Annotated in this window: 14 protein-coding genes; 7 read left to right on the forward strand and 7 right to left on the reverse strand. The window is 64.1% G+C overall.

Translation table 11 applies throughout. From position 1 onward, the window contains the following. Position 1 precedes the first annotated feature (1 nt). A complete protein-coding gene (locus tag KF719_RS09915; protein ID WP_293508555.1) occupies positions 2-688 on the reverse strand; it encodes a response regulator transcription factor in 687 nt (228 codons plus the stop codon). A gap of 7 nt (positions 689-695) precedes the next feature. Further along, positions 696-2,609, reverse strand: coding sequence for a tetratricopeptide repeat-containing sulfotransferase family protein (locus tag KF719_RS09920; RefSeq protein WP_293508556.1), 1,914 nt, complete (start codon positions 2,607-2,609; stop codon positions 696-698). Between the two features lie 235 nt (positions 2,610-2,844). On the opposite strand from KF719_RS09920, the gene KF719_RS09925 reads away from it, so the two are divergent. Beyond that, positions 2,845-3,597, forward strand: coding sequence for a hypothetical protein (locus tag KF719_RS09925; RefSeq protein ID WP_293508557.1), 753 nt, complete (start codon positions 2,845-2,847; stop codon positions 3,595-3,597). A 45-nt stretch (positions 3,598-3,642) separates the two neighbouring features. After that, positions 3,643-4,179 carry a L,D-transpeptidase family protein gene (locus KF719_RS09930; protein WP_293508558.1) on the forward strand — a complete coding sequence of 179 codons (537 nt, stop codon included), beginning with the start codon at positions 3,643-3,645 and terminating at the stop codon, positions 4,177-4,179. Here KF719_RS09930 and KF719_RS09935 read toward each other — a convergent pair. Continuing rightward, positions 4,176-4,862, reverse strand: coding sequence for a YggS family pyridoxal phosphate-dependent enzyme (locus KF719_RS09935; RefSeq protein ID WP_293508559.1), 687 nt, complete (start codon positions 4,860-4,862; stop codon positions 4,176-4,178). The genes KF719_RS09930 and KF719_RS09935 overlap by 4 nt on opposite strands. 47 nt (positions 4,863-4,909) lie before the next feature. On the opposite strand from KF719_RS09935, the gene KF719_RS09940 reads away from it, so the two are divergent. Continuing rightward, the gene (locus KF719_RS09940) at positions 4,910-5,542 is read left to right on the forward strand and encodes a thiamine phosphate synthase (RefSeq protein ID WP_293508560.1); all 633 of its coding nucleotides are present in this window, start codon (positions 4,910-4,912) and stop codon (positions 5,540-5,542) included. Positions 5,543-5,545: 3 nt separating this feature from the next. Here KF719_RS09940 and KF719_RS09945 read toward each other — a convergent pair whose 3' ends face one another. The 3 genes from KF719_RS09945 to KF719_RS09955 all read right to left on the reverse strand — a co-directional run bounded on the left by KF719_RS09945 (position 5,546) and on the right by KF719_RS09955 (position 8,586). Beyond that, entirely contained in the window at positions 5,546-6,385 is an 840-nt protein-coding gene (locus KF719_RS09945; RefSeq protein ID WP_293508561.1) for a sulfotransferase domain-containing protein, read from the reverse strand. An 8-nt stretch (positions 6,386-6,393) separates the two neighbouring features. Continuing rightward, complete coding sequence (locus KF719_RS09950) at positions 6,394-7,293, reverse strand: sulfotransferase domain-containing protein (RefSeq protein ID WP_293508562.1); 900 nt, start codon at positions 7,291-7,293, stop codon at positions 6,394-6,396. Between the two features lie 123 nt (positions 7,294-7,416). Next, positions 7,417-8,586, reverse strand: a complete 1,170-nt coding sequence (locus KF719_RS09955; protein WP_293508563.1) for a porin — start codon at positions 8,584-8,586, stop codon at positions 7,417-7,419. Positions 8,587-9,184: 598 nt separating this feature from the next. Between KF719_RS09955 and KF719_RS09960 the strand changes: the two genes are divergently transcribed. Genes KF719_RS09960 through holA form a run of 4 tightly spaced genes read left to right on the forward strand, consistent with a single transcriptional unit; the run spans position 9,185 to position 13,995 of the window. Continuing rightward, on the forward strand, positions 9,185-9,757 hold the full coding sequence (locus tag KF719_RS09960; protein WP_293508564.1) for a DUF3576 domain-containing protein: 573 nt from the start codon (positions 9,185-9,187) through the stop codon (positions 9,755-9,757). 33 nt (positions 9,758-9,790) lie between these two features. Then, a complete protein-coding gene (gene leuS / locus KF719_RS09965; RefSeq protein ID WP_293508565.1) occupies positions 9,791-12,400 on the forward strand; it encodes a leucine--tRNA ligase in 2,610 nt (869 codons plus the stop codon). Next, positions 12,387-12,917: a hypothetical protein gene (locus KF719_RS09970; RefSeq protein WP_293508566.1), complete on the forward strand. Its 531-nt coding sequence runs from the start codon at positions 12,387-12,389 to the stop codon at positions 12,915-12,917. The genes leuS and KF719_RS09970 overlap by 14 nt, the downstream gene beginning before the upstream one ends. 19 nt (positions 12,918-12,936) lie before the next feature. Then, on the forward strand, positions 12,937-13,995 hold the full coding sequence (gene holA / locus KF719_RS09975) for a DNA polymerase III subunit delta (RefSeq protein ID WP_293508567.1): 1,059 nt from the start codon (positions 12,937-12,939) through the stop codon (positions 13,993-13,995). Between the two features lie 472 nt (positions 13,996-14,467). Here holA and KF719_RS09980 read toward each other — a convergent pair whose 3' ends face one another. Beyond that, positions 14,468-15,382, reverse strand: coding sequence for a ParB/RepB/Spo0J family partition protein (locus KF719_RS09980; protein WP_293508568.1), 915 nt, complete (start codon positions 15,380-15,382; stop codon positions 14,468-14,470). Between the last annotated feature and the right edge of the window lie 93 nt (positions 15,383-15,475).

Here is a 15,475-nt window from a genome sequence, read left to right on the forward strand (position 1 = left end):
TTCAGGGAACCAGCCGGTAACCGCCCGTTTCGGTAACGAGGATCTCGGCGTTCGACGGATCCTTCTCGATCTTTTGCCGCAACCGGTAAATATGCGTCTCGAGCGTGTGCGTCGTGACGCCTGAATTGTAGCCCCAGACTTCCGCCAGCAAGATATCGCGCCCGACAACCTTGGCCCCGGCGCGATAGAGATATTTGAGGATCGCCGTTTCCTTTTCGGTCAGCCGCACCTTCTTGTTCTGCACGTCGACCAGCACCTTCGCGCTCGGCTGGAACGTGTAGGGACCGACCTTGAACACGGCGTCTTCGCTCTGCTCGTGGCTGCGCAAATGTGCACGGATGCGCGCCAGCAACACGCCGAAACGGAACGGCTTGGTCACATAGTCGTTGGCGCCGGCGTCGAGGCCGAGGATCGTATCGGATTCGGTGTCGGCGCCCGTCAGCATGATGATCGGCGCCTTGACGCCGGCCTTGCGCATCAGCCGGCACGCCTCCCGCCCGTCCATGTCCGGCAGACCGACATCGAGCAGCACAAGATCGACATGCGCGCCGCGAACACGGTCCAGCGCGGACGCAGCCGTCGGCGCCGTCACGCAGGTAAACTCTTCATGGAGGTCGAGCTGTTCGACAAGCGCCGTCCGCAGCGCATCGTCGTCGTCGACCACGAGAATTTTCTTGATACCGCTCATGGGTCCTTCAGAGGGAATAGCCGAAGCGCTTTATATGCGGTTCGAGAATGGGCATGACGGGCTGCAGATGCTTTTCATATCGCCGCCAGCGGTCGGCCGAACTCGAATAGATCGGCTGCGTCACTTGCGAATAGGAAGGCGTCTTGATCGTGCCGCGCGCCAGCGCATGGGCCGCCGGATCGCTCACCGCATCGTGCCATCCGAGGCCGAGAAATTCCAGCGCCGGACCGACTTCGCCGCGCAGGTCGGCGACAAGGTTTTCGTAGCGCACTTCATGCACATTGAGCGGCAACAGCGTCCTGTAGGTCTGCCAGAGCGTCATCACCCGCTCGTAGAACCGCGCCGAGCCCTCGAGCGTCAGGAAATTCAGCATCGCGCCGTTCGGCACGAAATCCTGCATGAAGCAGGACAACACGCAGTCCGCCGGATGGCGAAGCGCGAAGACGATACGCGCTTCGGGAAACACCCGGTGGATGAGGCCGGCGTAAATGATATCGAGCGGCATCTTGTTGATAACGGTCTTACCTTCGAGATCGGCGCCTGCATCGCATAGCTCTTGCCAGTAGAGACGTCGCACCGCCGTCCGCCTGCCTTCATCCATAATCGCCAGCGACTGCGGATAGCCGACGATCGACTTTCTGACGGCGCGCAAGAAAGGCTGCTCTTCGAAGACCTGGGCTTGCGGATGCGCGTCGAAAATCTGATCGAGAAGCGTCGTCCCCGAACGTGGAAATCCGACGAGAAAAACCGGCGCCGCGGCGTGACCAGGCTCGATCCCGGGTGCCGGTAGCGCCCGCCAGCCGGATACGAAGTCTTCGGTAAAGATATCGATCAGTGTGCTGACTTCGTCAATGAAGGCGGTTCGGTTGACACGGCCGAGTTCCGGCAAGCGCGCTGTATGTTCGTTCTGCTGCGTGAAATAACCGAACGACGCGTCGATATCGCCCTCGTCGTGACAGATTTGCGCGAGTTCCGAAGAGACCAGCCGTGCATCGTTCACAGGCACCTTACCGAGATCGAGTGCCGCGAGACGGTTGCGGCATTCGGCGAGCACCGCCTTGTCGCCCTTGTGCAGACGGCGCTTTGCCTTGGACCAGACGGCCAGCGCGCCGCCGCTCGCTGCGTCGATGGCAAGCGCCTTGTTGGCCCATGTGAGTGCGTCCTCGAGATCGCCCAGCCGCTCATATGTTGCCGAGAGCGTCGTGGCGAGCGGCAACGGAATGTTGGTTGCGCGTTCGGTAGCGCTCAGCAAATAGGTTCGCGCGTCGCGAAAACGTCCGGCATCCGTCGCCGCAGATGCCGCGCGCAGATAGGAGTTGGCATCGGCGGGCATGAGCTCGATGAGCCTTTCAAACTCGACGATGGCCGCCGCATAATCGGCGCTGTCCTTGTAGAGAATGCCCCGATTGAGAAATATATCGGGATAGTCCGGATTGATGGCCTCCGCCCGCCGATAGGCAATCAATGCTTCATCGGCCTTGCCTTGCTCGCGCTGCGCATTCCCCAGATTGACCCAGACATTGACATGCCGGGGCATCAGGGCGGCGGCAGTCGCAATCAGCTTTTCGGCGTTGGCGGCATCGCCCTTGCCCAACGCCACGAGACCGAGCAGATGAAGCGCGTCCGGGTTTTGCGGTTCGGTTTTCAGGATATGCGCCGCCGCCTTGCCCGCATGGTCGAGCCGGCCGGCCGCGAGATGGGCTCCGCCCAGTTGCAGCAATTGGACAACCTCGCCCGGTGCCAGCGGCGTGCTCTGAGCGGCGCCCGGCCGAAGGCCGCCCTGCCCGCCAGCCGGAAGGCCGACCGTCGGGCCCGGTCCGCCGAAGGCCGAACGCGGCAGGCCGACGGTCGCCCGGCCGCCGCCCGGCGGCATGAAGGAGGGGCTCTTTGCCGGTCCGGGCGGGGAAGGTTTTTTCGCCATGATCGATCCGTTCCGATACGCAAAACACGCCCACAGGCCGGAAGCGGGGGCCGGACGCGGGCCGGAGTTTGCCATAGCTCGCGCCGCCAACCAATGCACACAGGCAAAGCTGCCGCGCCGGATGACCTGCCCGGCAGAATTTGCCGGGCGAGCCCCCGCCGCCGCCACGGCATGGCAAAAAACCGACGGCTTTCCGAGCCCCGCCGGCTGGCCCGCCCTTTGCGTAGAACTCGGCATGACCGACGCACTGATCCATCCCCAGCAGTTCACGGCCGGCAAGCACAACATGGCTTCCGCCGCTTTTGCCGAGCTGCGGGCGGCCCGGCGCGAAGGCCGCGCCCCGGAGGGTGCCGAACTCAGCTTCAACGACCTGATCGACACGCTGAACCCCCTCCAGCACATTCCGGTGGTCTCCGAGATTTATCGCGGCCTGACCGGCGACCGGATCAGCGCCCATGCCCGCGTCGCCGGTGGCGCGCTCTACGGCGGCCCGATCGGCCTTGTCGCCTCCGTGGCGAGCCTCGCCATCGCGGGCGGTTCGGGCGAACAGGGCATCGGCGACCGGATCTATGCGGCAGTTTTCGACGCGGACACCCCCGCCACCGAAACCGCCATCGCCGCGGCGCCGGCCGAAGACACGCTGGCGCTTGCCCGCGCCAATGCGTCAGTCGAACAGACGGCATCGATCGTTCCGGAAATGCCCGGCCGCGAATTCGCCGCCACGTCGCCCGTCACCGGTGGCGCCGGATTGCCGCAACTGAGCCCGGAGGCCTTCGCAGCCCTGATCGGTTCGTTCGACAATCTTGAAATGGCCGCCGCAGAGCCTGCGGAAATGGAACCCGGCTTTGTCGTCGCCGCGCCGCGCATGAGCCTCGACATCGAGGGCCCGTCTGACGATGACGGCGACGCCGCGCCCGCCGCGACCGATCTTCTGGGCGCCATGAGCCAGGCGCTCGACAAATACGAAGCCTTGAAGCACGCGCGCTGACGCCCTCTGGTCAGCCACGAAGCGTCCGCCTAGATTAACGCGGCCATGGCGTCTTCCACCGAAATTCTCGTAACCGCGAAGCCGGGCGAACCGCACGGCCGGCTGATCATGGACGGGCTCGAATTCGTCTGTGCACTTGGGCGCACCGGACTGGTGGGCGACAAGCGTGAAGGCGATGGCGGCACACCCATCGGCATCTTCCCGCTCAGACAGCTCAGATACCGCCCGGACCGTCTGCCGACGCCGGCAACCGCCTTGCCGGTACGTCCAACGACGCGCGAGGATGGCTGGTGCGATGCGCCGCAGGACCCGGCATATAACCGGCCGGTCCGTCTGCCCTATCCGTCAAGCGCCGAGACGATGTGGCGCGACGACCATCTCTACGATCTTGTCGTCGTGCTCGGCCACAATGACGATCCGCCGCGCCCCGGCGCCGGCAGTGCGATATTCTTTCATCTCGCCAATGAGAAGAACGGCATCCTGCAACCGACCGAAGGCTGCGTCGCGCTGCGGCTTCCCGACATGCTGAAGGTCTTGTCGCGCTGCACGCCGCAAACCACGATGCGGATCGATAAGCTCTAGCCGCGCGCGCCGAACAGCGCGCTGCCGACGCGTACATGGGTGGCGCCCAATGCAATCGCCGTCTCGAAATCGCCGCTCATGCCCATTGAAAGCTTCGCGAGACCGTTGCGGCGCGCCAGCTTTTCGAGCAGCGCAAAATGAAGAGCGGGTTCTTCGTCGGCCGGTGGAATGCACATCAGCCCTTCGACATCGAGGCGCCACTCGTCGCGGCACCGCGCGAGGAACGCATCCGTATCGGTGGGCGCAAGACCGGCCTTTTGCGGTTCGTCGCCCGTGTTCACCTGAACGAACAAACGGGGCAGCGCCGCGCCCTTGTCGCGCGCCTTGACGAGCGCCAGCGCCAGCTTCTCGCGATCGAGCGTATGAAAAACATCGAAGAGCTGGAGTGCGTCGCCAAGCTTGTTGGTTTGCAGCGGACCGATCAGATGGAGTTCGATATCCGCATATCGCGCCTTCAGCGCCGGCCACTTGGCGGCCGCTTCCTGCACGCGGTTCTCGCCGAAAACACGCTGACCGGCATCGATCAGCGGCACGATGGCTTCCGCGTCGAAGGTCTTCGACACAGCAACCAGCGTCACCTCTTGCGCGGCGCGCCCGGCCTCGCGCGCCGCATCGGCGATCCGCTGACGAATGGCGGCGAGGCGATCGGCGGAAGCGGTGGCGTCGGAGGCGGTCATTGTCATAGTCTCGGCTCGGCCCGGCGGACAATCGGCGGATGGGAGCGAAGCTAGTGGCAGGCAGCGCATACGGCAAGGGAAGCGGAAGCGCGAAGGCGCGCGCGTTGCGCCGCGCCGCATCGCGACTCGCTAAAGGCCGCGGCGGCATCGCGCTGATCGGCATGACCGACGCCACGCGCTTGCCGGACCCGCTGAAGGCACTCGATGCATTGCCCGCCGGATCTGCGCTTGTCTGGCGCGCCTATGACGCCGGCGCGGATGCCGCGGATTCTCGGCGGCTGGCGGCGCGAGCGCGAGCAAAGAACTGCCTGTTGCTGATTGCCGGCGAACCGAAACTTTGCCGCCGCCTTGGCGCGGGCGGTCTGCATCTGCCCGAACGCACGCTCACCCGCCGCCATGGTGCCGGTTTGGGAACGATAACGGCGGCCGCGCATTCCGAGGCCGCCATCCGCGCCGCCGCGCGCGCCGGCGCCGCCGCGGTTTTGATCTCGCCGGTCTTCCCGACGGCGAGCCATCCGGGCGCGGCCACGCTCGGCATTGTCAGATTTGCAAAACTCGCCCGCCTCGCCCACGCGCTTGGCATGGCGCCCTATGCGCTGGGCGGCGTCGCCACCGGCGCCGACATACGCCGCCTTGCGGGAACGGATGCGGCCGGCGTGGCCGGAATCGGCTTTCTTCTCGACTGAGCGTCAGGCGTAGTCAGGCGGAATGTAGCCGAAGCGCGCCATCTGTTCGAGATGATCGGCGATGATGCGGCGGATCTGCACGGGCGTCAGCACCTCGCGCCACTGCTCGGCGCGGCCCTCGCGGAAAAAGGCGGCGGCATGCTCCGGACGTTCGCGAAACCCGTCGCGCTGCTCCTGGGCCTTCAGCACCGCGAATGACGAATTGCGGACGGCGCGTTGGAGCCTCTCCTGCGACGGCTGGAGACCGAGGAAACCGGCGACGATGCCGAAATGCTTTGCCGGATCGGCCAGCAGATCCTCGTAGCGCAGTACAAGCAATTGGGGAAAAGGCCGTGCCGTCCAGCTTTTCACATGTGCAGACCAGGACGAATAAACCTCCGGCATGAGCTTGTCTGTAAACTGGGAAGTCGCCATCGGCCGCGCCATGATGGAAATTGTCTGGTCCAGCGTGGCATTGAAATGATGATGGGCGGATATCGCGACATCGAGTGGATTCCGGACAACATAGATTCCACCCGCCGTGACATCCATATTGTGCAGAGGCACGCCGTGCCACGGACCGAGATAATTATGCGTCTTGACGAAAACGGATTCGTGAAACGCCCTGGTCATGTCGGCCTGGCCGAGCGGCCGCAACCGCGCGATTTCGGGCTCCGTCAGCGCCGCGACCGGCTTCTTCGCATGCGGTTCGATCCAGGAAAGCCAGGATTCCCCGAGGCAGAAATCGGTGAGCTTCTCGAGCGGAACCGGCTCCTGCGCATCGCGCAACAGATTGTGCAGGAAGGTTCTGAGCCACGTATTGCCCGACTTTGGATAGGAGGCAAGCCAGATCAACGCGCCCATATCGGTCCTCAGCCCCGCGCGACGCCCGTGGCGTCCCGTACTTCCATATCCGCTACCGGAACGGCATCCCGATAATCCTCCGGAATATAACCGAAACGTTCCATCTGTTCGTGATGATCGCGAATGATACGGCGGACCTGTTCGGGCGTCAGCACCTCGCGCCACTGCTCGGCGCGGCCTTCGCGGAAAAAGCTTTCTGCTTTCTTCGAGCGCTCCTTGAAGCCTTTCCTCTCTTCGATCGCCTTCAGCGTCTTGAAGGAGGAATTGCGGATCGCGCGTTCGAGACGTTCGGAGGAAGGCTTCAAACCCAGAAAATTCGCTACCCGCTTGAAATGCTTTCGCGGTTTGTGCAGCAGGTCCTCGTAGCGCAATACGAGAAGCTGCGGGCTCGGATGCTCCGTCCAGCTCTTCACATGCGTCGACCAGGAGCGGTGAACTTCAAGGACGTGACTCTCGGTTCCGCCCATCACCGTCATGTCATTGGCGAGATGTGCGATTGCTTCGTCCAGCGTTTCTCCGAAATGGTGACTGACGGATATGACAACGTCGAGCGGATTGCGCAGCACATAAATGCCGCCTGCCGTAACATCCATCGTATGCAGCGGAACGCCGCACCACTCACCGAAATAATTATGCGTCTTGACGAACACCGAGTCGGGAAAGACCGTCGTAAAGTCGCGATGCACCAGCGGGCGCAGCCGGGCGATCTCTTCATCCGTCAGCTCGGTGACGGGGCGTCCTCCCGAGCGCCGCAAATACCATTGCGCCCCTGAGTCGCCGATGCAGAAATCGGTAATGTCGTTGATGTCGATCGGCTTGGGTTCGTTCCTGAACAGATTGTGCAGAAAGCTTCGCATCCAGGTGTTGCCGGACTTCGGATAGGAGGCAAGCCAGATCAGCGCGCCCATTCTCTGTAGCTCCTTACCGTCTTCTCTAACGCATCTCTAGCAAGCCTGCCGCGAAAAACAAAGAGAGCGGGTGTTGCCACCCGCTCTCCAAGTATCGAAGTTTCGCGTCTGACGCCGAAGCGATCAGAACGAAACCGACAGGACGAGACCGCCCGACAGGACGTCGTAGTCGCCACCGCCGACACCGGCGCGCTCGACTTCGCTCATCTGCAGGTCGAGGCCGATATCGACACCCGAGCCGAGATTGTAGCCACCGCCCGTCTGCCAGGTGGTCAGCTTCTGATCGAGAAGGCCCGTCGCGGAGATTTCATCCTGCAGGTACGCAAGGCCAACCGTCCACGGGCCCGTCGCATAGGAAAGGCCCAAGGTCCAGACTTCCTGTTCTGCTCCGGCCGCCGTCGCAAGCGGGGCGCCAACGCCAGCAAGATCCTCGGACTGGTACCAGGCACCGCCCAGCGTGAAGCCCGCCATGCCGAGATTGAGACCGAAGCCCCATTCCTCGGGATCGGATCCGCCGGCGACATTCAGAACCGTCTCGCCCGAGACGTAGAAGCCCGAGGCGCCGACATCGACACCGCCGAACGAGCCGGCATAGTTGAGCGCCACTTCGATGACGTCGTCGATACGGACACCGGCGGCCGCACCCGCGGTCGCTGCACCGAGACCGTTCGGATTCGGACCAGCGTAGGAAACGTCCGGCGTGTAGGACAGGCCGAGCTGGAAGCCGGCGAAGCGCGGGGTGAAATAGGTCACCTTGTTGGCATCGGCCGCCATCAGCGAGAAGGTCGAGGAGCGGTGCGCGGCACCACCAACCGTAATACCGGTAATCGCCGTCGGAACGTTCAGGATGTTCGGGCTGTCGACACCGTTGCCCGGCACGAACCAGGGCGAGGTGTAGTGCATCTTGAAGGCAGCGCCATCGGTGCCGCCGATTTCGAACCGGCCGAAGCCGCCTTCGAGATAGGCAAAGAGTTCGCGGAACGCCGCATCGTTAGGTGCGCGGCCCGCGTTGGCCGTGTTCCAATCGTCATTGAGCGAAAGCGTCGCGAGGACACCGGCGACCATGCCGTTGTCGAGCGTGCCTTCGGCATTGATGTCGATGTTGCGCGCGACAAGCTTGACGGCGGTGTCGTTGACCTTTGTGGCCGGAGCAGTGTTATCGCCGTCGATAACGTAGAAGCCGGCCGTGACCGTGCCGCCGACCGTGACGGTCAGCGGATCGCTCGCGAGCGCCGGACCGGCGATCAAGCCGGCCGAGACGAGAGCGGTCGTCCCAAGAAGAATCTTTTTCATGTGTTCCTCGCAGTATCAGCTAAGAGCTGTTCCATTCGCACGTGCCATCGGAAAAACCCCCCATGGCCGCGTCCATCGCCGGGCCGACTGAAACTGCCCCCCGAGCGCGTAACCCGATTAATCCGTTGATCGCCCCCTCCGGTCAAGCGAACCGGCCCGCGCCGTGAAGGAATGTCGGCACATGTTGCGGAAAGGGCACAAATCGGCCCCACTTGGTTAACGAAGGGTTACGATCGCGGGGACGTGGATTCGCCTGACCGGTCATGCGACTCAATAACGATGCGGATTCCGAGCACGGAGGACCGCATCGGCGGGCCCCGAAATTCATCGGCTGAGTCCGCATTGCGGTTTGCGTCGGCTGTGCCTTGGGAGCAACAGTCGGCGCGTCGCAACACAAGCGCCGGACCCGGATGAAACGCGCTGATGAGCGAGATTGCGGGACGCCGCTTTATCTCGCTATAAAGGCACACGACAAATGAAAGTGCGCTGGCCGCGCGGTGCGGCCGGCATGCGAAATTACTTGCTCTCCGCAAGCCCATGGCGCAAGAACCGGCAGGCGGATGAGAGAGGCGCAACGCGAGAGGCTTGCCGTAAATCGATGACCAATACTGGAATGAAGGGCGCCCGGAGCGCCGCCGCCGCTCTGGCGTTTGCCGCCATTCTCGGCCTGACCGCCTGCGGCCCCTCAACCTCGAATTTCCCCGGCCAGCCGACCGGCAAGGGCGGCCCCAACAATCCGACCGGCGAGCAGCAGCGCGAATCGATTTTCGGCGAGGACGGCCTGAAGCTGTTCGGCGGCGGCTCGAGCGGCGACGACCAGGGCTCGGGCATCGGCGTCAACAGCTTCCTGTGGCGCGCCTCGCTCGACACCATCGCCTTCATGCCGCTGGCCTCGGCCGACCCCTTTGGCGGCGTCATCATCACCGACTGGTACCAGGACCCGAAAACACCCGGCGAACGCTTCAAGGTGACGGTCTATATTCTCGACCGCCGGCTGCGCGCCGACGGCGTGAAAGTGGCGGTTTTCCGCCAGACAAGGGCTGAAAACGGCACCGGCGAATGGGTCGACGCGGCGGTCACCATGGCGACGCCGATGCAGATCGAAAACGCCATTCTGGTGCGCGCGCGCCAGCTTCGCATCAGCACCATCGAGGCCACCGAGAGCCGCTAGCGGTCCGGATTGAAGACGGACCAGCCGACAATCATGTCCACACGTTACAACGCCCGCGCCGCCGAGCCGAAATGGCAGAAGCTGTGGGAGGACCGGGGTACTTTCCGGACACCCGAGCCGAGCGGCCGCCCGAAATATTATGTTCTTGAAATGTTCCCCTATCCGTCGGGGCGCATTCACATGGGCCATGTCCGCAACTACACGATGGGCGACGTCATCGCGCGCTACAAACGGGCGCGCGGCTTCGACGTGCTGCATCCGATGGGCTGGGACGCCTTTGGCCTGGCCGCCGAAAACGCGGCGATGGAAAAGAACATCCATCCGAAAAGCTGGACCTACGACAACATCGCGGCGATGCGCGCGCAGCTGAAGGCGATCGGCCTGTCCTTCGACTGGGAACGCGAACTCGCCACCTGCGACCCTGAATATTGCGGCCACGAACAGGCGATCTTTCTCGACTTTCTCGAAGCCGGCTTCGTCAGCCGCCGCAAGAGCATGGTCAACTGGGATCCGGTCGACAACACCGTGCTCGCCAACGAACAGGTGATCGACGGCTGCGGCTGGCGCTCGGGCGCACCCGTCGAGCGGCGCGAACTGACGCAATGGTTTCTGAACATTACCGATTTCGCCGACGACCTGCTCGACGGTCTCGACACGCTCGAGCACTGGCCCGAAAAAGTGCGGACGATGCAGCGAAACTGGATCGGCCGCTCGGAAGGCGCGAAGGTTCTCTTCACGCTGGATGGCGTTGCGGACGCGCCGGACTATAAGCTCGAGATCTTCACGACACGGCCGGACACACTCTTCGGCGCGAGCTTCTGCGCGCTGTCGCCGCATCATCCGCTGACGCAGAAACTGGCGGCGGACAATGCCGACCTGCAGGCCTTCATCCGCAAATGCGACCAGATCGGCACCAGCGAGGAAGCGATCGAGACGGCCGAGAAGCTCGGCTTCGATACCGGCCTCAAGGCGCGCCATCCCTTTATCGAGGGCCGGACGCTGCCGGTCTATGTCGCGAACTTCGTGCTGATGGAATATGGCACCGGCGCGATCTTCGCCTGTCCGGCGCATGACCAGCGCGACCTCGACTTCGCGCGCAAATATGATTTGCCGGTGATCCCGGTCGTCGCGCCGAAAGACCTGGACGAAACCGCGCGCGCCGCTTTCGTCGAAGAGCTTGCGGCGCATGCAACGGATGCCTTTACCGGCGACGGCGTGGCGGTCAATTCGGATTTCCTGAACGGGCTCGATGTCGGCGCGGCCAAGCGCGCGGCGATCGAAAAACTCGAAGCGATGGGCCTCGGCCAGGGCACGATCAATTACCGCCTGCGCGACTGGGGCATTTCGCGCCAGCGCTATTGGGGCTGTCCGATCCCGGTCGTCCATTGCGATGCTTGCGGCGTCGTGCCGGTGCCGCGGGACCAGTTGCCGGTGGTGCTGCCCGACGATGTGACTTTCGACAAGCCGGGCAATCCGCTCGACCGCCATCCGACATGGAAGCATGTCGATTGCCCGAAATGCGGCAAGCCCGCGCGCCGCGAAACGGACACGTTCGACACCTTCGTCGATAGTTCCTGGTACTTCGCCCGCTTCTGCGCGCCGAAGGCCGAAACGCCGACCGACCGTGCCGCGGTCGATCGCTGGTTGCCGGTCGATCAATATATCGGCGGCGTCGAGCACGCGATCCTGCATCTGCTCTATTCGCGCTTCTTCACCCGCGCCATGCATCGTCTGGGACATGTCGGCCTCGACGAACCTTTCGCGCGGCTCTTTACGCAAGGCATGGTCAATCACGAAACCTACCGCGACGCGGGTGGCAAGTGGCTGCCGCCTTCCGAAGTCGCGATCGAAACGGCGGGCGGGAAGCGCGTCGCCAAACGCATTTCCGACGGTACGCCGGTGACGATCGGCTCGATCGAGAAAATGTCGAAGTCGAAAAAGAACACCGTCGATCCCGACGACATCATCAGCCAGTACGGCGCCGACACCTCGCGCTGGTTCATGCTGTCGGACAGCCCGCCCGAGCGCGACGTGCAGTGGACGGATGCGGGGGCCGAAGGCGCCTGGCGCTTCACGCAGCGCTTCTGGCGGCTGGCGGCTGGCGCCGACGACATCGCGCCCGCCGGCGCGAGCCAGCCCGCAAGCTTCGACGACGCGGCGCTGGCGCTGAGGCGCGCCGCGCACAAGGCGCTCGACGCGCTGACCGACGACATCGAGCATCTGCGTTTCAACCGCGCGGTCGCCCGCATCTACGAACTGGCCAACGCGATTTCAGGTTTTGTTCCCTCAAACGACGCCGGAAAATGGGCGAAACGCGAGGCGCTGGAGTTCATGGTGCTGGCCGCCGCGCCGATGATGCCGCATCTGGCCGAGGAATGCTGGGCAGCCCTTGGCCATGAGATACCGGCGGTCGACACCGAATGGCCGGTTGCCGACAAGGCCCTCATCGTGGAAGACTCCGTGACGATCGCCGTTCAGGTCAACGGCAAGCGCCGCGACGAACTGACGGTCGCCCGCGACGCGGACAACGAGACGGTCGAGCGCGCGGCGCTGGCGCTCGAAAAGGTGGGGAAGGCAATCGATGGAAAAGCGGTTCGCAAGGTCATCGTCGTGCCGGGCAAGATCGTCAATGTCGTGGTCTGACATGCGCCTCGGCGCCATGCTGATGGCGCTGCTGGTGCTGCCGGCCTGCGGCTTCACGCCGATGTATGCGACAAACAACGGCACGAGTGTCGCCGCCGATCTGTCGATGCTCGACGTCAAGGCGCCCGAAAACGCTCTCGGCCGCGCCCTGAAATACAATCTGCTCGACATTCTCTCGCCGTCCGGCAATCCGCCGGCCAACGCCCCCTACCGCGTCGAACTGGCGCCGACGCTTTACGAGGAGGATGTCGCCATTGAGCGCGACGCCGACGTGACGCGCAAGAACACAGTGCTGGTCGTGCCCTTCCGTCTGATCGACGTCGAAACCGGCAAGCCGGTGATGCGCTCGGTGGCGCGCTCGCGCACCTCCTACAACCGCGTCGATTCCGAATTCGCCAACATCACGGCGTCGCGCGACGCGCAGGCCCGCGTTGCGCGCGATGTCGCCGGCGAAATCAAGTTGCAGCTCGGCATTCATTTCAGCAGCAATCCGCGCGTGGCCGGCGCCGCGCTGTGACGGAACGGCGAAGAACGCCTTGAAAGTAAAACCGCAGGACGCCGACCGTTTCGCGGCAAAGCCGCCCGCCAATGTCGTTGCGGTGCTGGTCTACGGTCCCGACAGCGGCCTTGTGCGCCAACGCATCGAGAAGCTGACGCGCAGTGTCGTCGACGATCTCGCCGATCCGTTTCGCCTCGCCGATATTTCCGACAGCGAATTGAAAAGCGATCCGGCGCGGCTGGCCGATGAGGCAGCCGCGATCTCGATGCTGGGCGGGCGGCGCGTCGTGCGCCTGCGCGGCCTGAGCGACGGCGCGTCGAAGGTGCTTGCGGCGTTTCTCGAGGATCCGCTGGGCGACGCGCTGATCGTTGCCGAAGGCGGCGAGCTTGGTCCGCGCTCGTCGCTGCGTCTGCTCTTCGAGGAAGCCGAAAACGCCGCCGCCCTCCCCTGCTATGCCGACGACGCCTCGACGCTGGGCGAGGTGATCCGCGCGCGGCTCGGCGCGGCCGGATTGAAGGCCGAACCGGCGGCGTTCGAATATCTGATGGCGCATCTCGGTTCCGACCGCGGCGTGACGCAGAACGAACTTGAAAAGCTGGTGCTCTATATGGGTGCGGGCGACATGAGCGCAGACAGGAGGGGCGAAACGCGCGAGGTGACGCTGGCCGATGCGCGCGAATGCATCGGCGACAATGCGGGCTCGAGCCTCGACGAAGTGATCGACGCGGCGCTGGGCGGCGAACTTGAAAATCTCGACACGGCACTGGCGCGCGCCCGCGCCGCCGACACCAACGCGGTGCTGATCCTGAACATGCTGTCGCGCCATTTGATGCAGCTGCATCTGGCGGCCGCCCATGTCGAGAACGGCAGCGACCTTGGCGGCGCGATGCGAAGCTTCCGTCCGCCGCTGCATTTCAAGCGCAAGGACGCGGTGACGCGTCAGATGAAAAACTGGAACCGCCGGAAGCTCGACCGCGCGCTCGCCCTGGCGCTCGAAGCCGAGACGCAATGCAAGACCACCGGCAGTCCCGCCGAGGCGATCTGTGGACAGACTTTATTTCGCATAGCGCAAGCCGCGCGTCCCGCGCGGCGGTGAATGTGACAGCGATTGTGACAGCGATTGTGACAGTGAAAAACCGCTTCTGTCACGGAACTGTCACAACCGCACTTATCCCCGGTTCGGCTGTTTTGGAGATGGCGGAAATCCGCCATTTGCGAAGGCGCGAAAAGCGTGTCGCGCGCGCAACAAAGCCGATGTCACAGACGTGGCGGAACGGCAACGGCGCGAAAGACACAAGCGCGGCCGATCGGCCACAGCGGGGATAGAGAGGTGGGAGAGAATTCCAGAGGCCTCTCCAGACGTTCAGTGTCACCCCGGCGAAAGCCGGGGCCCATTGGTTCCCTCAGCAAGGGCGATTGAGCGCTGCATCAGCGCCGACGCAAAATATTGAGCACTGCGGCAAGAAGCGCTGCAAGTGGACCCCGGCTTTCGCCGGGGTGACACGATTGTTTTGGTCGAGTTCAGAAGGACAGACGCGGAGGAAACGCTCAACTCCTCCGTACCCGGATCAACTCATCTTCTGGGCGGTGCGCCCCGCCAGCCGCCGGCAGATCTCATCAAGCTGTTCGAGCGTCTTGTAGGCGATCTTGACCTCGCCGCCCTTGTCGCCGGAAAACGAGATTTCGACCTTGAGGCCGAGCTGGTCGGAGATGTTCTTTTCGAGTGCCAGCGTGTCGGCGTCCTTGTCGGCTTTCGGCAAGGCCTTCGGCCGCGTCGCGGAAGGCACGTTGACAGCCTTGCGCGTCAGCGCCTCGGCCTCGCGCACCGAAAGCCCGCGGGTGACGATGTCGCGTGCAATCTCCTCGGCGCGCGCATGGCCGACCAGCGGCCGCGCGTGACCGGCGGTGAGCTTGCCTTCCTCGATCAGCGCCAGGACGGGCTTCGGCAAGGCGAGCAGGCGCAGCGTGTTGGCGACATGGCTGCGGCTCTTGCCGATGAGCTGCGAGAGCTTCTCCTGCGTGTAGTCGAACTGCAGCATCAGCCGGTCGTAACCCGCCGCCTCCTCAACCGCGTTGAGATCGGCGCGCTGGACGTTTTCGATGATGGCGATTTCAAGCGATTCGGCGTCCGACAGTTCCTTGACGATCACCGGCACCTTGTGGAGCTGGGCGGCCTGCGCGGCGCGCCAGCGGCGCTCGCCGGCGACGATCTCGAAGGAATTGGGGTCGCCCGCCACCGGCCGGACCACGATCGGTTGCAGGATGCCTTTCTCGCGGATCGAGGCGGCGAGGTCGTTGAGGTCTTCCGGCCTGAAGGTATGGCGCGGCTGGAACGGATTGGCGCGCAGGAATTCGATCGGCACCTCGCGAATGCCCTTCGGCGCCTGCGCCTCCTGGTCGCCCAGCGCAAAGGCCGTGTCGTCGCCGATCAGCGCCGCCAGTCCGCGTCCGAGCCGGCTCGGGGTTTCCTCTGCCATGGTCATTCATCCTTTTCCTTCTTGCCCGCGCCGTCCGCCGGCCGCGATTGTCTCTTTGCCGGCAGGGCCGGTACCACCGCCCTTCCGAATCCGGAACAC

This window comes from Parvibaculum sp., assembly GCF_019635935.1.
GTDB lineage: Bacteria > Pseudomonadota > Alphaproteobacteria > Parvibaculales > Parvibaculaceae > Parvibaculum.